The sequence below is a fragment of the Citrobacter sp. RHBSTW-00986 genome, from assembly GCF_013783065.1.
GTDB lineage: Bacteria > Pseudomonadota > Gammaproteobacteria > Enterobacterales > Enterobacteriaceae > Citrobacter > Citrobacter braakii.
On record NZ_CP056202.1, the window covers coordinates 54,503 to 71,916 of the forward strand.

Below are 17,414 nucleotides of genomic sequence, written 5' to 3' on the forward strand. Positions count from 1 at the left end.
TCAATAAATTAATTGAGGCGGTGCTGTAATTATAGGCACTTTCTGTCCTCACGACGAGGTCTGCTCGAAGGGCCTTAGGCTGACACTACCGAGATGACTATCAAGACAAATCATGATTAATGTTAGTTAAAAAATAACACCTGATACCTGCACATAAAGCAAACAATTTTTCTATACACCGACAAATTTTATTGATATACAAATATCAAATATATTAATAATTGTAACGCGAGGTGTCTATGTCAGGCTCTGGTGGGGGTAGCTTTGGCGGCCAGTTCGGTCAGGATGATTTTGAAGTGACCTGTGAAAAACTTACGATTGATACTCAGCTAAGTTCGCCCGATCCGCAGGTCGTAGCGCAGCTGTCAGTCGGCGTGATTATGGGGATTATGCAAATCAATTCAAACGGAACTCTGCTAACGGTTGCTATGCACAACGGTTTGCAGGCTGGGGGTATCGCTTCTCCCTACATCCAGCGCCTCCGTGACTGTATGAGTAATGGTACAACCTACGTTGCCAAAGTAACCGCCATTAATGGTGGTCAGGTCAGGGTCAGTGTGTACGCGATATGAGCAACAGCAAAACGTTCAGTACGGAGATCATCACTATTGCAGGCGGTACATATCATGAAATTAGCCTTCATCCAGGAAATCACCAGGTTTACGGTTCAGCGGGAAGGGCGGCATCAGCACTGGCAACGCTCGGTGTAAACGTTGATTTGTACACCTACGCTGATGAAATAGTCAATTCGGTTCTTCGAGAACGCGCCTGTTTTGAAAACTTCACGCTTCATACGAATGAAGTACGTGAATCCGTCATATTCCATTATGAGCATGGGCTGGCGGAACCTCGAATTTTCAATTACCCGGACACCCCTTACCCGGTCATTACAGTGAAAGCGCCCTGTGTTCTACGCTATGGAATGCTGGAGGGATCCGCTGTAATAGACGCGGAATACGCAGTATATGACCCCCAGAATGTGACCAACCCGGAGCCATTCACAGCAAACGGATCCAGAGCAAAGCACCTCGCTTTGATCCTTAACCGCTATGAGGCGAAGTCCCTCAGTGGCCAGCGCGAATTATCCGACAGAGAGCATGCAGAGTTTCTTTACGAAAGCGGTCATGCCGAAGTCATCATTATCAAGCAGGGCCCAGCTGGTGCACTCATCTGCGATAAAGGTAACATATCCTATATCCCTGCCTATGAGACAAGTCGGGTCAACAAAATTGGCTCTGGTGACGCATTCGTAGCCTATTTTTCCCGTGAGTGGATGCTGAACAAAAAAACAGCCCACGATGCTGCGAATTACGCCTCACTTGCCACCGCATGTTACTGCGAAAGTGGGCTTTTTCCTTCAGCAGAAGGGCTGGCTGCTTTCAGTCCCAGCCCCATCAAGCTTTCTCAGGCGTTTATTGAGGGTGGCAACAGAAAAGTCTATCTGGCTGGCCCCTTCTTTACCTTGGCACAGCTCTGGCTTGTTGAGCAAGCGCGACGGAACCTGAGCGATCTTGGGCTGGACGTTTTTTCCCCCTATCACATGGTTGGACACGGACCCGCAGAAGAAGTAGTCGAAAAGGATCTTGATGCGATACGGCAGGCCGACATCGTTTTTGCAATAGGCGATGCGCTCGACTCCGGCACCATCTATGAAGTCGGTTACGCGCGGGCGCTAGGCACTCCGGTGGTGTTCTATGCCGAGAACGAATCGGAAGAGGATCAGAAAATGATGGAAGGATCAGGATGTATCTTGAGCAAAGATTACGTCACAGCAATTTATAAAACGCTCTGGGTGGCCGCTCAAAAATGAAAACCGCACTCTTACTTTCTGGCGGAATGGACTCCATTGCTATTGCCTGGTGGAAACGCCCGGATATAGCACTGACACTCGACTACGGTCAGCAAGCCGCCAATGCCGAAATTAAAGCTGCCACTGCCACCTGTGAGACCCTTGGAATTGAGCATCACATTATACGCATTGACTGCCGTTCGCTGGGATCAGGAGATATGGCTGGTACCGCTACGGATCCGAATGCACCATCGAGCGATTGGTGGCCGTATCGTAACCAGATGCTCATCTCTCTGGCGGCCATGAAGGCAATAACGCTTGGCGTCACGCACCTGTGGATCGGCACAGTGAAGTCAGATGAAACGCATCTAGATGGTACTATAGGCTTCATCAGCAGAATCAGTGAGCTTATGTCGTTTCAGGAAGGAGGCATGGTTGTCGAAGCTCCGGCAATTACGTTATCAACCTCTGAGCTGATCAGAATTTCAGATGTTACGCCAGGTGGCCTCGCTTGGGCCCATAGCTGCCATAAGGCAAACATCCCATGCGGCAACTGCCGGGGGTGCAATAAGTATTTTCAGGTTCTGGATGATGTCGGATATGACTTGGACCGTTCCCGCTAGTCCTGTTCCCCGTGAACAGCCACTCAGCTATCAACCCGTTAACTGGCCCGCCGGAGATCCGTTTTTTCTGCCGCCTCCTTCGGAGAATGCAGTGCTTCCCGGATTGAATGACGTGATCGAAACCCGTAGAACACAGCGAAACTTCAGCCACGTCAGTCAGGTCCAGCTATCTCACTGGCTATGGCTAACCGGCAGAGTGATGGCTGTGGGACATTCAGGCTATGGCTTTCCACTAACTCAACGCCCCGTGCCCTCCGCCGGGGCCATACATCCTATTCACATTGTTCTTTCCCTCCCTGAACGGGATGGGTGGCAGCTGTATCTGCCTGACATGCATGCGCTGGCACCGCTTCGGATCCCTGAGCAGACCCGATTCGAAATACGCGATGAGCTTTTGCCGGTAATTGATATCCAGAGCGGAATTATTGTCAGACTTATCGCTGAGCCAGGAAAAACGTCAGCAAAATATTCAGATGCTGATAGCCTTGTTTGGCGCGATTCCGGTGTTCTTGTAGGGCAGATGGCGCTTGTTGCCGAAGCGCTGGAATGCAATTTTTGCCCGCTGGGCATTACAGGCCATGACTGGTGCTCCGGATTAAAACTGGAAGGTCGTCTGGCTGGTACCGGACTGGCGGTTTTTGGCTCGCGATGAACGGGGGCGCAATTTCGCAAGAGGCTGGCCGCGCATGTTTTCGATAAGACTGAACACTGTACTGGAAGAGGCCTGCATTTCATACCAGATAAGCGCATCCAGCTCAGATGCTTTTACGCCCATAGCTTCACTGAACTTCAGAAAGATTTGTTCCAGCTTCAGGTAGTCACGTTCAACAGTAAGGTCTCCCGGGAAAAAACCTGCAAGTAGTCCCGCCCTCAGGATGTGAATGTCCAGAATAGCGACATCATCCGCACAGAGCCAGTTACGTGCTATCCATGATGCCGTTTTATGACCAATACCGGGAATGGAGGTCAGCCAGTCTCTGAGAGCACGGCCCGAATCCGTCGGCGGCATCTCTACATCCAGCCTGTTTAGCGCAACCGAGAGATAGCGCGATTTTTGCCGAGCGAAGCGGTAACGTACTGATTTTTTACCAGTTTTAATGGGCTCTGATAGCCATTCGTAAAGAGTGGCTTCAGATGGTGGCTGAGCATCAAACGCACCGCAATCCTTCAGCTTATTGAATGCGGCAAGGCCTATCGCAGCTGGTATGCCGTGTCCACCCAGCAGGCAGGCACCCACTTCCTCTTTGAGCGTTCGCCCAAGCTTGTAATTGACGGCGTTGACTTCCAGACGACGGGCGAGTATTTGATAGGCCCAGTACGCTGGCGATGGGAACGCCTCAATTCTTCCCCACTGAACACCCGGCAGGATATCCTGTTCCGGAGCCGGAAAGTCAAGATTGATAATTGTCGGTCCAATGAAGACCGCTCCGCGCTGTGTCATACAGCCTCCAGACCATAAGTTGCGTTCAGCCAGTTGATCAGTTCGTTGCGCTCTGCGGGTTCCATTCGTTCTATGCGGTCATAAAGCCGAGTGCGTCTGCGGGCCAGAGTCTGTCTTTCCCGATAACTGCTGCCCATGTATCGCGCGTCATGCAACCTGTCAGGAACATCAAAGTTCATCCATACGCATTCTTCACGCACGTTCGTATGAGTCTTGGCGTTAAATCGCTCGCAGCGCCATCCGCTGAGCATTTCGTCATAGATAGTATTTCCGTAACCGGATATCATGACCATGCAGGGCAACTTGGCAAGCACTTGCAGCAGCCGGCGATGATCGTCATCTGAATATTCATGACGATAGATTTTGCTACGTTTACGCGTGCTATGAACATAGGGTGGGTCGGCGTAAACTAGCTCACTACCCTGATACGGAAACGTACTGAGATACGCTATAGCGTCATCCTGAATGAGTTCGCAGGGAATATCCCCGCCGCGCCATACATCAATAACCTGTTGATCAATATCGATTCCAATATTACGGGCTGCGGGCCGTTTGTTGCGCATCACAGCTCCTCCACCAAGGTGGGTTTCAATATATGTCTCATGCACTGGCATCAGGTTGATGAGTCTCTGATAGCACTTGCCTTTACCACCGGGATATCTCATGCACTAATCATCGTCATTTCTGACGATGATGTCAATTTCAATCGATATTGGTGTTCGCGCTCCTTTACTACAAAGTACATAATCAATAACCTGATAGTTCGTTTTTTATAAACTCTATTGCAGAGCTGTTCACACTAACGCATAGCAACGTGATGATTTTAAAAAATAACTTTTCTCGTTACAGGAATAGATGTGATAGATAATTTATTCTGCTCAATGATGTATGCGACGGATGCATTTTCACTTCCAGAGTGCAGCACGGACGATCGCTCGCCCGGAACTCTTTAACGATGATAAAACCTGGGTAGTTTGCTGGCACAGAGGATTCATTCCGAATAACAGGGACGAAACTCAGCCCCGGGTTTACATTTCTCACGTCTGCACTTAAGCAGGCTGATTGCTATATCCTGCCCACAGGAGCCTGTATGACACACAGCAAAGAACAGATCTGGTCTGAACGCCAAGGGAGCAATACCCGTAGGCCAGATGAAATAAGGTCGGAATACGAACGCGATCTTTCCCGACTAATCCACTCTTCCGCGTTCAGGCGATTACAGTCGAAGACGCAGGTGCTGGGTCTGGGCGAGAGCGACTTCTACCGCACACGGCTGACTCACTCTATGGAGGTAGCGCAGATTGGCAGCGGCATCCTGTCGCAGCTGAATATACGCTATCCCGTTGGGATAGCGACTGAGGCGGAATTCCTGCCTCACCCAAGCCTTATGCAGGCTATCTGTCTTGCCCACGATATCGGCCATCCCCCCTTCGGTCATGGCGGTGAAGTTGCGCTTAACTACTGCATGAGAGCCTATGGAGGCTTTGAGGGTAACGGACAGACGCTGCGTATACTCACCCAACTGGATAAGTACACCGAGTCCAACGGGCTGGATCCCACGCGCAGGCTTATTCTAGGCGTGCTGAAATACCCGGCAAGCTACTCTGAGGTAGTCAACGAGAGCGCTTACGGCCAGCCACAGGCAGGAAGCCGTGAATGGCTGTTTAAATCCTCCGGCTTTAAGCCCCCGAAATGCTATCTGGACTCCGAAGCGGATACTGTCAGCTTCGCACTCCGACCTTTTGATGATGATGATGCGCTGTTATTCAGATCCGGAAGAAAGACCACCAAGCCGGTTGAGCACAGAAAAACGAAATATAAAGCGCTGGACACAACGATTATGGACTTAGCTGATGAGATTTCCTATTCACTCCATGATCTTGAGGACGCGATTTCGCTGAGAATGATCGACAAAAGCATGTGGATGGACTACTTCAGTGACAAGTCACACCTGTTTGAAGCATGCCAACGCAGCTCGTTTTACCTGACCGCTGAAGACGTAGCCGATAAGCTGTTCGGCAGAAGCTACCTTCGCAAGGAATGCATCGGAACGCTGGTCCACCTGATGATCACAAGCGTCACGCTTCAGGTGCAGCATCCTGATTTCAAGTGCGGAATGCTTCGCTATAAAGTGGCACTACCTGCCGAAGTCGAAGCCCTACGTGAGGCCATTTTCAGTCTGGTTGAGGACAAGGTGATCCGGCACGAAAACGTTCAGCTACTGGAGTTCAAAGGTCAGAAGCTGATTGTAGAACTGTTCAATGTGCTGGCAAGCGACCCCACACGTTTTCTCCCGGCTGAGACGTGCAAGAAGTATAGAGAAGCTGAAAAAGCTGACGATAAAAAAATGCGGGTCATCAGCGACTATGTTTCAGGTATGACGGACGAGTACGCGACTCGGCTGTATGAGAAAATCTTTGTTCCGCGCAAAGGATCAATCTTTGACAGACTCTGATGTTCCCTCTGCACATGGCAAACCGTGAGCACGATGAAATAGAAGTTGACCCTGGCCCTGTTTTCAGGGGGGCTCAATCCTTATCAGTATTGTCGGGTTTTATGGTTTTTTTGGATAGCATAAGCTCTATTGCTAACTCAGCATCCTGCGCGTCACTGGGCCGAAAGTCACGGTTACTGAATAAGTACCAGATACAAAAAAAGCGGGGGTAGCACCCCGCTTTGGTATTTTTGGTAAGTAGCAACCCGGAGGCGGGAAGCTTTGATTATCCTAACCTCAACTGCGCTATGTATACAAATTTTTGAGCCTGTCTGTAAGTTTGTGTAGATGTTCATTTGTTAAATGGTGATCGATCAGGAGGTTTCGGCACCGCAAGCCACTCCATTAAAAATCATTTTCCCACTACAGCACATCTGACTTTTTTCATCTGTTTTAACTTAAAATCATTTCTAATCAATTAGATACTATTTGGTTCGGACGATGTGCTGTAGCGGGATGTATCAATTATCTATTAATAAAAGATAGTTGAATTATTTTTACTAATACTGATTAGTGGAATGATGCGTACTAAATGGTTTGAAATCATGTGATATAAGTTGTTGATATATAAGTATAGTTATAGAAATGATGTGTGATGGTACTAGCGGGGGAGCTCCAATGATCCAGACAATTATTGAGAAATGCGGAGATAGCCCGGTATTCAAAATACCAGAAGCAATTATGGAAAAAGCTGGCTTCAGTATCGGCGATGCTATTGATATTGAAGTCAAAAATGGCTGTATCATTATTGGCCCAGCGGAACTGGTTAAATATTCCCTTGAAAATCTTATTGAGGGAATTTATGAGGTTAATCTTCACAACAGAGTTGACTTCAGGCTGCTAATAGGCAAAGAGTTGCTCTGATTCTCTTTTAGACTAATTCCAGAAAATTGGAATGATTGCGGTGAGCAACAGCCAAGAGAGGAAAGTAAAGTTTTTAGTCGTAATAAAGGCTATTTTTTACTAAAAACTTCACATAGTTAATAACTTATTATATAACAATATGAAATTATTATATTTTTTGTTTTATTTTCCACTATCAGGTAATTAGAACCGTTCTAGGATTTGAATAATTTCAATTGCGCCTGAACTGGACTGCGCCCCAAAAGTTGGATACCCGACTGATTAAGGTGCAGTTTTTTTTGGGTAAATCCGAGATTTATATATCGAAAAAAACACGATATTTCACATAAAATCAGCGAGATAAAGGGAAGATACCTGGTCAGTCTGGTATGGGGTGAGGTATAATGGCTGTGGCGCTTGAGGCTTTTTGCCTCATGACGTTTCAGATGTTGTGTGGCAGAAAGAAGAAAGCCCCGTAGGAAGTTAATTAAATTAACCAACACACGAGGCGATCTGCTTGACTAGACACCAACAGAATAGCCTCTTAGATGCCGCAAGGCAAGGAGAAGAAGGCTATGAAACTGCCACGAAGTACCCTGATTTGGTGTGTATTGATAGTGTGTCTCACATTGTTAATATTCACTTACCTGACCAGGAAATCGCTCTGCGAAATCCGCTACAGGGACACGAACAGGGAGGTGGCGGCTTTTATGGCTTACGAATCCGCTAAGTAGCTAACCCCGGCGGGGGGAAACCCCCGCCAATCAGGGGCTGTGGTGGTTTGGTTATGCCTGAAGCGCCTTTATGAAGGGGTTGCCGGTTCGCTTGCAGCCCCTTTTTCCTCTTCTGGTGCGATCGCAAGCATGAACAGCCAGGAAGGACGGTTCCCTCCGGGAACGGGGCAGGGCGGCAGCGCCTGCGGCGCGCCCGCTCTCTTCCCGCCCTGTCCATTGTGATTTACTGATTGCGGATCATTTATCTACTGTCTGCATGGTTCTGTTCTATTCCTCTGGTCTCAGTAATAACAGACTGATGGCCCCCTTCGGCTCCTGACCAGCTGACGCTGTCCAGTCGTCGAGCCCCACTCCGCCAGGGCAGCTGCTGCGCACCTGCCAGTCTCCGCCGAACCCCTGCGGGTTTCGGGCCATACGGCTAGGGTCTGATGGCGAAGGTCAACCCCTGCGGCTTGCTGCGCCCGTGCCGGTCGCGCCGCCTCCACCGCGCCGGCGATGCCGTCGCTCTGATGCCGCCACGCCGTTCCGACGTGTCGGGTGTGTGCATCCTGTTCATCCGGTGAGGTCATCGCCCTGTGTGTCCTCACGCGGAGGGCTGCTTGTAGCACCGTCATCCGCCTGCCCGCAAGGGTACGCTTCGCCGTTCCTCGCCCGTTCGCACTCGCCTGTCGGCTCGCTTGCGCTGCGGCCTGCGGTGACGCCCCTGCGTTCATTCGTCAGCCGTTGCTCCTTTGCCCTTTGCCGCGAGAGAACTCACCAGGGAGATGGAAAACCATTACCACAGGAGAAAACCAGGATGCACACACAAAACGTCAACGTCAAAACCGCCGCTCAAGAATCTTCCGGAAGATGGATGAAAAAAATTGCGTGGATCATCGACAGAGCGCACTACAACGTAGCCTCAGCTCAGGAGGCTCATGCTCATTATGCCGACACATTTACCCGCACTGATGCCTGTCTGTACTTCATTCGTGGCGCGCTGTCTGCAATTTTTCATAAATCCTGAACGATAAGGTGAACAGTTATGAACCGTAAAAATGTAACTCTGCGTACCGATGGTTTTGTGCGGAATTTGCAATCTAGTAACCCGTTTGACGTTATTCGCTCAGATGTGGTGCTGGCCCGTATGGAAAAACAGGCTAACCGGGGTTGTGGTTTGCACTATGAGATTTATGAATCCCGTCTCTTGAGTATGGCCATGAATTACCTTGTAAAGCTGCCACTGAAAGATCGTCCGGTATTCATGGGTGCTGCAACAAAAAGAGGCTACATGTTGACGATGTCAGAAGCAGAACGTGCAGATCGTGAGTGTGGGTCGCTGATGAACGAACTGGCAGCCGATTACTGATCCCGAATATGGTCGTTATGACCATGCCGGAAAACGCAGCGGTAATAAATCCTGCCGCTGCTAAGGAGTACTAAGATGGCAGAAAATACAATGTATAATGCACCCGCTAATCTACTGAAAGTAATAGGCAATATAGATACTGGAACCGCAGGGCAATGGTGTGTTAATTCAAATCAAAAAGCTCCGGCAGAAGAGGGGCACATCATTGCGCTGCAGGTGAATGCAGAAATTGACCGAATCGTATCCGAACGCCAGTTTGTCTGGATTTGCGATTACGACTATAAGACAGAATTAAGGCGTCTTGTCAGTATAAAGGCTTTTCCTCTTCGGGCTGACCGACAGGCCTTTTATGGCCCGGATTTCCTCGGATGGATACGGCAGACAGCGTTAAGCTTGTGGGAAAAAGGATATGTTCCAAAAGATTGATTGTCTGACAACATTCCCCCTTAAAAATAAGGCTCCTTCGGGAGTCTGTATAAAGTGAGGGAACCTTACGGTTCCCTCATGCTCACACTCCCCGCCTTATGCAACATAAGGTTGTTAAATATGAAATTGATTTCCCCGTTTTATTTCTGGTAGCAGCATAACTGCTGGTCAGTTTTTCTCTGCAAAAAACTCCGGGTACTGGCCCCCTTCGGCTCCTGACCAGCTGGCGCTGTCCAGTCGTCGAGCCTCACTCCGCCAGGGCAGCTGCTGCGCACCTGCCAGTCTCCGCCGAACCCCTGCGGGTTTCGGGCCATGCGGCTAGGGTCTGATGGCGAAGGTCAACCCCTGCGGCTTGCTGCGCCCGTACCGGCCGCGCCGCCTCCACCGCGCCGGCGATGCCGTCGCTCTGATGCCGCCACGCCGTTCCGACGTGTCGGGTGTGTGCATCCTGTTCATCCGGTGAGGCCATCGCCCTGTGTGTCCTCACGCGGAGGGCTGCTTGTAGCACCGTCATCCGCCTGCCCGCAAGGGTACGCTTCGCCGTTCCTCGCCCGTTCGCACTTCGCCTGTCGGCTCGCTTGCGCTGCGGCCTGCGGTGACGCCCCTGCGTTCATTCGTCAGCCGTTGCTCCTTTGCCCTTGGCCGCGAGAGAACTCACCAGGGAGATGGAAAACCATCACCACAGGAGAAAACCAGGATGCACACACGAAACGTCAACGTCAAAACCGCCGCTCAAGAATCTTCCGGAAGATGTGAATCAGAAATCACAGCTGAACAAATCGTTGATCTGTTTTGCTTGGTCATGGCTGCGACGGAAGGGGAATTACAACCTCTGATTTTTGAACCGCCAGTCGGGAGTTATGAGTTGTCATTAATCAATGAGAACTGCATTGATTATCTCTCTGTCTGGATCCTGGACGGCTATCCGGTAGCTGTTGCTGCACCAGTAGATAATTTCTTTCGCACAATTACGCCAGTAAGTATTAACTAAAGGGGAATGTTATGATCAGTTTTGCTAATCGTTATCGCGCACCGTCCTCTATTCGTCAGAATCGTCCGCTGACTAATGATGAATTACAGCGCATTGTACCCAGTGCATTTTCTTCCGAAAAACATGATTCACGTTCAGAACGCTATACCTATATTCCAACTATTGAAATACTGGACCGTCTTCGTGAAGAAGGCTTTCAACCTTTTTATGCAACACAGTCCCGTACACGCGATATTGAAAAGCGTGAGTTCACAAAACATTTATTACGTCTGCGTCGCCATGATCAGATTGCGGGGAAAGAAGTACCAGAGATTATTTTGCTGAACAGTCACGATGGTTCCAGTAGCTATAAAATGATTCCAGGTATGTTCCGCCAGATTTGTACCAATGGTCTGGTAGCGTGGAAAGATTTTGGCGAAATTAGAGTACCGCATAAAGGTGATATTGTCGGACAGGTGATTGAAGGCGCATACACTGTGATGGATACGTTCGATACCGTGATTGAAAATATTGATATCATGAAAGGTATTCAGTTGACTGAGCCGGAGCAACGTTTGTTAAGCGTTGCAGCCCTTGAGTATAAATATGATGGCACTCATTCACCTGTGACACCTGACCAGTTATTACAGGCTCGCCGTTGGGAAGACAGAGGTTTGGATCTGTGGAGTACATTTAACCGTATTCAGGAGAACGTCATCAAAGGCGGAATTTCAGGAAAGACAGCAAAAGGAAAAAGAACAAAAACAAGAGAAGTCACTGGTATTGATGGTGATGTAAAACTTAACCAGGCACTCTGGAAAATGGCAGAGGAATTCGCAAGACTTAAAGCCTGAATAATAGCCGCTCAAGTGAGCGGCTTTTTTTATTGGTTTTTACTTACATCGATTTCTTTTATCTCTTCAATAGATAGGGAGTCTCGATCTCCCGATGAGCCTGCAATGATTATTTTTCTTGCAAGGAGAATTCGATAGATGTTCTTAATGTCTGTGGCGTAAGCTTTTCGTTTTTTTATCATCTCATCACGAGGTCCCGTGTTATATATTCCTACGCTATCCCAGTTTCGCCCATAAGACTGAAAGTTACGTGCTAGAACCCATGCACCTGAATACACACATATACATGGATCGCTTAATAATCTTTCGCGGGTAATATTAAACTTTTTAAGTTTTCCGTAATGAGAACTGTTTACCTGCATACCACAGACATCTTCCGTTCCATTACCATTAGATCCATTAATCGCTGCAGGTTTAAGACGGCTCTCTTTAATTGATATTGCCATAAGTAGAAGTGGATCTATTTGGTAATCTCTCCCCGCCTGGTCGAAACACATTTGAGGAGTAGCCGTTGCTGAGAGCGAGAACGCCAGCAATAAGGCCGGGGTTTTAGTTATTTTCATCTTGTGGCCCTTATGTCTACCATAAGCCTGTGCATGCTATGCAATAAAAAATATCCCGCCAGATCATTTTAATCAAGATAATTTCCTACAAACGCGCGGAAGCGCTTCAAATCATGCATTTAGCCACAGCCTCAAATAAGGGAATCAACCATGACACGGTTATTAACTTGCCGCTCTTTGCTCACCCATTAAAACATCACACCCCACGCAAGATTTCATCTTGCAGTTTTTCTCTTTGAATTCAGTGAAATAACTTATGCCGTTATGCGGAAAGTTGGAATATGTGGGAAAAAGGTGTGTGGATTACCACACCTTGCAGTGCCTGATTACCACACATTGCAGTGCCTGATTGCCACACCTTGCAGTGCCTGATTAGGCACTGTAAAGTGTGGGGATTGTGTGTATCCTGATAATAGAGTAGGTTAGTGATATGCAGTGCCTAATCCACACACCTGATGGTGCCTGATGCACGCACATCACAGTGCCTAATCCACACACCTGATGGTGCCGGATGCACACACATCACAGTGCCGGATTAACACACACATTTAAGTCAGAACAGGCTTTATATGAACGCATTCTTCAGGTTGAGGGTGAATTTACTCACATGAAAAATGGTCGACAGTGCCGTATCCGGCACTGCATGAAAAAATCAGGGAAATATTATGCCGCGCAAGAACATATACTTCAAAGATAAAATCGACAGGGAAATACAGGATATACTGGATATTGAACTTCAGAAGGGCGCAACCACCTCTGAAATGAACTATTCTTCAATAGTCAATGAACTTGTCCGGCTTGGTCTTATGGTTTATAAATCCAAAGAAGAGGGGTCAACCTTCGACCTTGATGGATTCCGCCGCGACCTGATAAAGAAAGTATCAGGCTCCCGGGAAGGTATTATGATTCTGACCGCACTGGTCTCTGAAATCTATGTTAACCTCAAGGGGCAACAGGCGGGAGTTTCACTTGATGACCTGATAAACAATAACATCAGCGCCATTAATGTTGCTGAAGACGCAGCAGAGAAACAGCACTTCATTATCGATGATAAATAGCACGAGAGGCCGGACGACCCGGCCTCCGTCGATCACTGCGCGCCATCCTTATCCCACGGAAGCGCGCTTTTTTCTGCCTCATTAATTTTTTCTTTTAAGTAACTCTCAAATTCCATGCACAGCACTTTCAGGGCTTGAGCATCCTCATTCTGTTCAAGTACCCGCCCTGTAAAATATTTCAGTGTACTCATCAACCTCGTCAGCATTTCATCATTCAGACTGCGCCTGTGAACCCTGGCCATTGTGCGAATCTCTTCGGCAAGATTCCCCGGAATACGCATACTATATCCTGTTGTCTTACCCGGAAGTAATATTCGCTCACCCTCACGCCACACCCAAAGATGCTCCGCAGGGGGACTATCCCTTTTATTTACCTCCCCGCAACGTGTATCCACATCAAGCAGGTTATGCAGCCAGTCTTCAAACTTCACCGCCAGAGAAATCAGTCTCTCACCTTTCGCCGTTTTAATAACAGGAATATCCGGCTGATAATTCAGAGACAATAACAGGCGTGCAATAATTTCGTCATTAACACTTCTCTTTCCTGCTCTGGCACATACTCTCAGCTCCATCAGTAAATTATCCGGCGCCCGCAGTCGCCACTCAACAGCCTCACCCGGGCGGAACTTACGCGGCCTTCCCCGGGCACCCCACATTTTCTCTTTTACTTTCATTGCTATAGATCTCGCATTCAACACTCCAACAACCTGAATGACCAAGCCTACTCACTTATATATTCAGAAAAATCCTAAATATTTTAAATAATGTGACATGCGTCACAGTTTTTTTTTTTTAGAGTCATGGGACAATATCGCGTGCGTAAACAAGCACTTACGTACACTCATTTTGTTTACATCCGGAGAAACAAGCATGTCCACAAACGGTAATGCCCTTAATATCATGAAGGGATGGGCGGTAGCGTCTTTATTTCGTAAAGCTCGCGAAAACCGACAGTTAAAAAAATTTATTAAAAACGGAGGGTTGATTTTAATTTCACTTATGGTCGCACACCCAGCTCTGGCCAGCGGAACTGATTTACTTGCATCACAAAACACAACCGTTAACTCAACCTTCGGTTCTGGCTCTTCCATTGTAAAATGGTTTTATATTGCCGAAATTATCATGGGCCTGTTTATTTACATCAAAGTACGCTCGCCGATGGTCTTTGTCGGTATTGTTATGTGTATCATTTTCACCCGCGTTGCTTTCAGTATTGCGAGCTGACCATGAACGGGGAAGAGGATAAATACTACTTCCCGGAAACACTCAATCAGCAGGAACGCTATTTCGGTCTCCCTCTCGATGAACTGTTAATTGTCGCACCTTTAATTATCCTGGGTGTGCTGAACAATATGTCACTGGAGCTTTCTGTTATCGCGGGCCTGCTGTGGGCAACCATCAGATATCTGAAAAAAGGTCAGGGGTCATTCTGGCTGCTGAATTTCTGCTACTGGCATCTTCCCTCTTTTTTATTCAGGGTGACCTTCAGGCAGATACCTGATTCAAGTTTCCGGCACTGGAGAGCGTAATTACTATGAAGCTTAAAATTAAAGGTGAGCGCGATAAACAACTCAGTTATGCGTTTATTGCGCTGGCCTCATTGCTTCTGCTGAGTGGGGTGGGAAATGTGCTGACCGGCTCTCTGGCGTGGCATTTTGCCACCACACAGAAAACCGTCACCACGCCCATGTCTTTTAATCAACCCTTCACCTCAGATGCTTCCGGCGCAGATGCCACCGGTATGACCATGTTCGCCTCTGCCTTTATATACTGGCGACTGAATGTCAGCCCGGAGAACGTCGACAATAACCAGAAAATGCTGCTCGGTTTCGTCCCCTCCGTCGAACGGGATGAACTGAAAAAAGCGCTCGATATTGAAGCTAAAAAAAAAAAAAAAGGGGGGATAACCACCCGCTTTGATACGAAAGAAATCCGTGTCATGGATGCGCCTGGTGTGGTCGAATTCAGCGGTACGCTGAAATCCTCCACAACAAACGGCGCCATCACCATTCCGCTTAAAGACCTGGAAAAAACATACCGACTGAAAATCCGTTACATCGACGGGCTGGTCACACTTCACCAGTTCGAAGAACTCCAGCCGGTCACCACCACAAACTGACAGGACTGCCCATGAAAAACGCAATTTCACCGGCAGCTGCTGCTGTGTTACTGGCAACGGGACTTTTTACCAGCGGCCTTCTGGCCGCTTCCGCTCCCGCCGCCATTCCGTTTGAGAACGACGCCGCCTTTAATGTCACGCTCAGCAACACCAACCCGACCAAAGTTGTTGTTAACGGAGAACTTATCACCAGCATCAGCGGCCCATCCGGTGCCTATGACCAGAGCCAGACCGATGACGGCGCCCTTATTCTGTCGCCACTTGTCGGCCAGAACTTCACTGTCTTTATCCAGACCGACCACGGGTCTTCCCTGAGCCTGAACGTCCGGCCTCAGCCCGGAAACGGAAAAACACTGCGCTTTACCCCGATGTCACCGCCACTGCGCAGGAATGACGATGCAAAAGCCTGGGAAGAGGGACAGAGCTACGAAAAAACGCTGGTCTCTCTGTCCCGTGCCATCGTTAACGGCCAGGTGCCTGATGACTATCAGGAATACCCGGTCAGCCGCATGACGGCATACCACCCGGGCGCAACCGTTCGTCTGACGCCGGAACGTCAGTTCGTGGGCAACCATCTGCGCATTGTGCGTTTTCGGATGAGCAATCCCGGCAATATCACACAGAGTCTGCGAGAGCGTGATTTCTGGCAGAAAGGGGTCCGCGCCGTCATGCTCTCACAGCATCAGCTTTATGCGGGCGGAGAAGGATATGCCTGGATTGTGTTTTCAGATGACGGAGAACCACGTTCATGAGTCTGAATGAAAACCTGAAAACCCGCCGCAAACAGATCGCCATCCTGGCGGCAGTAGTTGCCTCCGGGGCCGCGATGGCCGGTGGCGTTGCCTGGTACGGGCATTATCAGGAACAGCAAAAAGCGCCTCCGCCCGCTGCTGTGCCGAATATGACCGGTGTGGTGACTGCCACGTTTAATGAACAGGTGAACGATGCTGCACTGGCACAACAGCAGGCCAAAACGTCAGCGCTGGAGCAGAATTTCGCCACATTGTCACAACAGTTTGAACAGAACAAACTCGACACGAACGAGAAAATAGCCCGGAAGGACGCTGAAATTCAGCGCCTGACTGAGCAACTTAACCAGCGACCTGCCGGCAGTAACCCGCAGACACCACCTGCAGACCAGAACGGAACACCGCTCCCGGGTCCCGTTGCCGCCGGCCAGTCCCGCCCCGCAGAATACTCCGTGACCCCGACAGGAGCGCCCCCCGCCAGTGGTGCAGTCAATATGGGACAGGGCGCAGCGTTCTATCCGGGGGGCTCCGGACAACGTATGACCGGAGGTCTTACCACCTCAAAATTTACCTACGAGAACCTTAAAAAGAAAACCACGAAACTGCCGTGGATACCTTCGGGGTCGTTCTCTGACGCCATTATGATTGAAGGGGCTGACGCCAACGCCAGCGTCACCGGTCAGCAGAATACCCGCCCCGTGACTATCCGGTTGCTGGGGAATATCCAGATGCCCAATAACAAGGAATACAGTGCTGATGGCTGTTTCGTTGTGGGGGAAATATGGGGGGATATTTCCAGTGAGCGCGGTGAGGTCAGAACCCGGTCTATCAGTTGCGTGCTGAAGAACGGCAAACATATCGATATGGAGTTTGACGGACACGTCAGCTACCAGGGCAAAGGGGGCATCAGAGGGAAGCCGGTTATGCGTAACGGTATGATTGTCGGTTATGCCGGTGCCGCCGGGTTGCTCTCCGGTTTTGGTGAGGGGATTAAATCGGCCGCCACGCCATCGGTCGGCCTCGGGGCCACTGCCGATATCGGTGCCGGTGATGTGTTTAAACAGGGGCTGGGTGGCGGTGCGAGTAAAGCCGCTGACACCCTGAGCCAGTACTGGATAAAACGTGCTGAACAGTATCATCCGATTATTGATATCGGGGCCGGGAACCGCGTCACTGTGGTGTTCCAGAAAGGCTTCCGTCTTGAAACGCTGGAAGATGCTGAGGACGCGAAGGCGAAAGAAGAGCTGCAGAAAGCCGGTAACGCCGCACAGGGTTCTGTGACTCCGCAGCCTGTCAACCAGACCGCCACGCACAGCACCACATCGGTGGGCAACATCAACCCGGATGACGTTCTGCGCCAGGCCAGCCAGCTGCGGCTCGGTGACACAATAAACTGAGGTGGA

22 protein-coding genes and 1 pseudogene are annotated in these 17,414 nt (G+C 49.3%); 19 read left to right on the forward strand and 4 right to left on the reverse strand.

Going from position 1 to position 17,414, the window contains the following annotated elements; translation table 11 throughout:
- Positions 1-239 precede the first annotated feature (239 nt).
- From HV345_RS25630 to HV345_RS25645, 4 genes are read left to right on the forward strand one after another with little or no spacing between them, the layout of a single operon-like run.
- The gene (locus tag HV345_RS25630; protein WP_048216957.1) at positions 240-572 is read left to right on the forward strand and encodes a hypothetical protein; all 333 of its coding nucleotides are present in this window, start codon (positions 240-242) and stop codon (positions 570-572) included.
- The gene (locus tag HV345_RS25635; protein ID WP_081051438.1) at positions 569-1,810 is read left to right on the forward strand and encodes a PfkB family carbohydrate kinase; all 1,242 of its coding nucleotides are present in this window, start codon (positions 569-571) and stop codon (positions 1,808-1,810) included. Before HV345_RS25630 ends, HV345_RS25635 begins: the two co-directional genes overlap by 4 nt.
- On the forward strand, positions 1,807-2,412 hold the full coding sequence (locus HV345_RS25640) for a 7-cyano-7-deazaguanine synthase (protein WP_048216956.1): 606 nt from the start codon (positions 1,807-1,809) through the stop codon (positions 2,410-2,412). Before HV345_RS25635 ends, HV345_RS25640 begins: the two co-directional genes overlap by 4 nt.
- The gene (locus tag HV345_RS25645) at positions 2,390-3,064 is read left to right on the forward strand and encodes a dehydrogenase (protein WP_223862018.1); all 675 of its coding nucleotides are present in this window, start codon (positions 2,390-2,392) and stop codon (positions 3,062-3,064) included. The genes HV345_RS25640 and HV345_RS25645 overlap by 23 nt, the downstream gene beginning before the upstream one ends.
- On the opposite strand, the gene HV345_RS25650 is transcribed toward HV345_RS25645, so the two are convergent.
- Together HV345_RS25650 and HV345_RS25655 are read right to left on the reverse strand one after the other, a co-directional pair.
- Positions 3,008-3,853, reverse strand: a complete 846-nt coding sequence (locus HV345_RS25650; RefSeq protein WP_048216955.1) for an 8-oxoguanine DNA glycosylase — start codon at positions 3,851-3,853, stop codon at positions 3,008-3,010. The genes HV345_RS25645 and HV345_RS25650 overlap by 57 nt on opposite strands.
- Entirely contained in the window at positions 3,850-4,518 is a 669-nt protein-coding gene (locus HV345_RS25655; protein ID WP_048216954.1) for a DNA adenine methylase, read from the reverse strand. The genes HV345_RS25650 and HV345_RS25655 overlap by 4 nt, the downstream gene beginning before the upstream one ends.
- A gap of 425 nt (positions 4,519-4,943) precedes the next feature.
- Between HV345_RS25655 and HV345_RS25660 the strand changes: the two genes are divergently transcribed.
- The 9 genes and pseudogenes from HV345_RS25660 to HV345_RS25695 all read left to right on the forward strand — a co-directional run bounded on the left by HV345_RS25660 (position 4,944) and on the right by HV345_RS25695 (position 11,522).
- Entirely contained in the window at positions 4,944-6,308 is a 1,365-nt protein-coding gene (locus HV345_RS25660) for an anti-phage deoxyguanosine triphosphatase (RefSeq protein WP_048216953.1), read from the forward strand.
- A gap of 657 nt (positions 6,309-6,965) precedes the next feature.
- Positions 6,966-7,211 (forward strand): hypothetical protein, encoded by a 246-nt coding sequence (locus HV345_RS25665; protein ID WP_048216952.1) that lies wholly within the window; start codon positions 6,966-6,968, stop codon positions 7,209-7,211.
- Between the two features lie 496 nt (positions 7,212-7,707).
- Positions 7,708-7,857 (forward strand): annotated as a pseudogene (locus HV345_RS26610) (DUF5431 family protein); the annotation flags it as partial.
- Positions 7,802-7,924, forward strand: coding sequence for a type I toxin-antitoxin system Hok family toxin (locus HV345_RS25670; RefSeq protein ID WP_224776414.1), 123 nt, complete (start codon positions 7,802-7,804; stop codon positions 7,922-7,924). The pseudogene HV345_RS26610 and the gene HV345_RS25670, both read left to right, overlap by 56 nt.
- Positions 7,925-8,720: 796 nt before the next feature.
- Positions 8,721-8,930: a hypothetical protein gene (locus HV345_RS25675; protein ID WP_220132123.1), complete on the forward strand. Its 210-nt coding sequence runs from the start codon at positions 8,721-8,723 to the stop codon at positions 8,928-8,930.
- 18 nt (positions 8,931-8,948) lie between these two features.
- Positions 8,949-9,272, forward strand: coding sequence for a hypothetical protein (locus tag HV345_RS25680; protein ID WP_137366953.1), 324 nt, complete (start codon positions 8,949-8,951; stop codon positions 9,270-9,272).
- Positions 9,273-9,347: 75 nt separating this feature from the next.
- A complete protein-coding gene (locus tag HV345_RS25685) occupies positions 9,348-9,698 on the forward strand; it encodes a hypothetical protein (protein ID WP_137366954.1) in 351 nt (116 codons plus the stop codon).
- A 697-nt stretch (positions 9,699-10,395) separates the two neighbouring features.
- Positions 10,396-10,689 carry a hypothetical protein gene (locus HV345_RS25690; protein ID WP_181636735.1) on the forward strand — a complete coding sequence of 98 codons (294 nt, stop codon included), beginning with the start codon at positions 10,396-10,398 and terminating at the stop codon, positions 10,687-10,689.
- Positions 10,690-10,700: 11 nt separating this feature from the next.
- The gene (locus HV345_RS25695; protein WP_133085549.1) at positions 10,701-11,522 is read left to right on the forward strand and encodes a DUF932 domain-containing protein; all 822 of its coding nucleotides are present in this window, start codon (positions 10,701-10,703) and stop codon (positions 11,520-11,522) included.
- A gap of 29 nt (positions 11,523-11,551) precedes the next feature.
- Here HV345_RS25695 and HV345_RS25700 read toward each other — a convergent pair whose 3' ends face one another.
- Positions 11,552-12,085 carry a lytic transglycosylase domain-containing protein gene (locus HV345_RS25700; RefSeq protein WP_061548394.1) on the reverse strand — a complete coding sequence of 178 codons (534 nt, stop codon included), beginning with the start codon at positions 12,083-12,085 and terminating at the stop codon, positions 11,552-11,554.
- A 665-nt stretch (positions 12,086-12,750) separates the two neighbouring features.
- Here HV345_RS25700 and HV345_RS25705 point away from each other — a divergent pair.
- Positions 12,751-13,143: a relaxosome protein TraM gene (locus HV345_RS25705; RefSeq protein ID WP_104652441.1), complete on the forward strand. Its 393-nt coding sequence runs from the start codon at positions 12,751-12,753 to the stop codon at positions 13,141-13,143.
- Between the two features lie 32 nt (positions 13,144-13,175).
- Here HV345_RS25705 and HV345_RS25710 read toward each other — a convergent pair whose 3' ends face one another.
- Positions 13,176-13,817, reverse strand: a complete 642-nt coding sequence (locus HV345_RS25710) for an Arc family DNA-binding protein (protein WP_137366887.1) — start codon at positions 13,815-13,817, stop codon at positions 13,176-13,178.
- Between the two features lie 196 nt (positions 13,818-14,013).
- Between HV345_RS25710 and HV345_RS25715 the strand changes: the two genes are divergently transcribed.
- Genes HV345_RS25715 through traB form a run of 5 tightly spaced genes read left to right on the forward strand, consistent with a single transcriptional unit; the run spans position 14,014 to position 17,408 of the window.
- Entirely contained in the window at positions 14,014-14,367 is a 354-nt protein-coding gene (locus HV345_RS25715) for a type IV conjugative transfer system pilin TraA (RefSeq protein ID WP_137366886.1), read from the forward strand.
- A 2-nt stretch (positions 14,368-14,369) separates the two neighbouring features.
- The gene (gene traL / locus HV345_RS25720) at positions 14,370-14,672 is read left to right on the forward strand and encodes a type IV conjugative transfer system protein TraL (RefSeq protein WP_008324958.1); all 303 of its coding nucleotides are present in this window, start codon (positions 14,370-14,372) and stop codon (positions 14,670-14,672) included.
- A gap of 5 nt (positions 14,673-14,677) precedes the next feature.
- Entirely contained in the window at positions 14,678-15,262 is a 585-nt protein-coding gene (locus HV345_RS25725) for a TraE/TraK family type IV conjugative transfer system protein (protein ID WP_181636728.1), read from the forward strand.
- A gap of 11 nt (positions 15,263-15,273) precedes the next feature.
- Entirely contained in the window at positions 15,274-16,014 is a 741-nt protein-coding gene (traK, locus tag HV345_RS25730; RefSeq protein ID WP_117343945.1) for a type-F conjugative transfer system secretin TraK, read from the forward strand.
- A complete protein-coding gene (traB, locus tag HV345_RS25735) occupies positions 16,011-17,408 on the forward strand; it encodes an F-type conjugal transfer pilus assembly protein TraB (protein ID WP_137366885.1) in 1,398 nt (465 codons plus the stop codon). Before traK ends, traB begins: the two co-directional genes overlap by 4 nt.
- Positions 17,409-17,414: the final 6 nt, after the last annotated feature.

What these genes read in the sequence shown, in the direction of transcription:
- HV345_RS25630 (WP_048216957.1), top strand. Translation starts at nt 240, where the DNA reads ATGTCAGGCTCTGGTGGGGGTAGCTTTGGCGGCCAGTTCGGTCAGGAT.
- HV345_RS25635 (WP_081051438.1), top strand. Translation starts at nt 569, where the DNA reads ATGAGCAACAGCAAAACGTTCAGTACGGAGATCATCACTATTGCAGGC.
- HV345_RS25640 (WP_048216956.1), top strand. Translation starts at nt 1,807, where the DNA reads ATGAAAACCGCACTCTTACTTTCTGGCGGAATGGACTCCATTGCTATT.
- HV345_RS25645 (WP_223862018.1), top strand. Translation starts at nt 2,390, where the DNA reads ATGACTTGGACCGTTCCCGCTAGTCCTGTTCCCCGTGAACAGCCACTC.
- HV345_RS25650 (WP_048216955.1), bottom strand. Translation starts at nt 3,853, where the DNA reads ATGACACAGCGCGGAGCGGTCTTCATTGGACCGACAATTATCAATCTT.
- HV345_RS25655 (WP_048216954.1), bottom strand. Translation starts at nt 4,518, where the DNA reads ATGAGATATCCCGGTGGTAAAGGCAAGTGCTATCAGAGACTCATCAAC.
- HV345_RS25660 (WP_048216953.1), top strand. Translation starts at nt 4,944, where the DNA reads ATGACACACAGCAAAGAACAGATCTGGTCTGAACGCCAAGGGAGCAAT.
- HV345_RS25665 (WP_048216952.1), top strand. Translation starts at nt 6,966, where the DNA reads ATGATCCAGACAATTATTGAGAAATGCGGAGATAGCCCGGTATTCAAA.
- HV345_RS25675 (WP_220132123.1), top strand. Translation starts at nt 8,721, where the DNA reads ATGCACACACAAAACGTCAACGTCAAAACCGCCGCTCAAGAATCTTCC.
- HV345_RS25680 (WP_137366953.1), top strand. Translation starts at nt 8,949, where the DNA reads ATGAACCGTAAAAATGTAACTCTGCGTACCGATGGTTTTGTGCGGAAT.
- HV345_RS25685 (WP_137366954.1), top strand. Translation starts at nt 9,348, where the DNA reads ATGGCAGAAAATACAATGTATAATGCACCCGCTAATCTACTGAAAGTA.
- HV345_RS25690 (WP_181636735.1), top strand. Translation starts at nt 10,396, where the DNA reads ATGCACACACGAAACGTCAACGTCAAAACCGCCGCTCAAGAATCTTCC.
- HV345_RS25695 (WP_133085549.1), top strand. Translation starts at nt 10,701, where the DNA reads ATGATCAGTTTTGCTAATCGTTATCGCGCACCGTCCTCTATTCGTCAG.
- HV345_RS25700 (WP_061548394.1), bottom strand. Translation starts at nt 12,085, where the DNA reads ATGAAAATAACTAAAACCCCGGCCTTATTGCTGGCGTTCTCGCTCTCA.
- HV345_RS25705 (WP_104652441.1), top strand. Translation starts at nt 12,751, where the DNA reads ATGCCGCGCAAGAACATATACTTCAAAGATAAAATCGACAGGGAAATA.
- HV345_RS25710 (WP_137366887.1), bottom strand. Translation starts at nt 13,817, where the DNA reads ATGAAAGTAAAAGAGAAAATGTGGGGTGCCCGGGGAAGGCCGCGTAAG.
- HV345_RS25715 (WP_137366886.1), top strand. Translation starts at nt 14,014, where the DNA reads ATGTCCACAAACGGTAATGCCCTTAATATCATGAAGGGATGGGCGGTA.
- traL (WP_008324958.1), top strand. Translation starts at nt 14,370, where the DNA reads ATGAACGGGGAAGAGGATAAATACTACTTCCCGGAAACACTCAATCAG.
- HV345_RS25725 (WP_181636728.1), top strand. Translation starts at nt 14,678, where the DNA reads ATGAAGCTTAAAATTAAAGGTGAGCGCGATAAACAACTCAGTTATGCG.
- traK (WP_117343945.1), top strand. Translation starts at nt 15,274, where the DNA reads ATGAAAAACGCAATTTCACCGGCAGCTGCTGCTGTGTTACTGGCAACG.
- traB (WP_137366885.1), top strand. Translation starts at nt 16,011, where the DNA reads ATGAGTCTGAATGAAAACCTGAAAACCCGCCGCAAACAGATCGCCATC.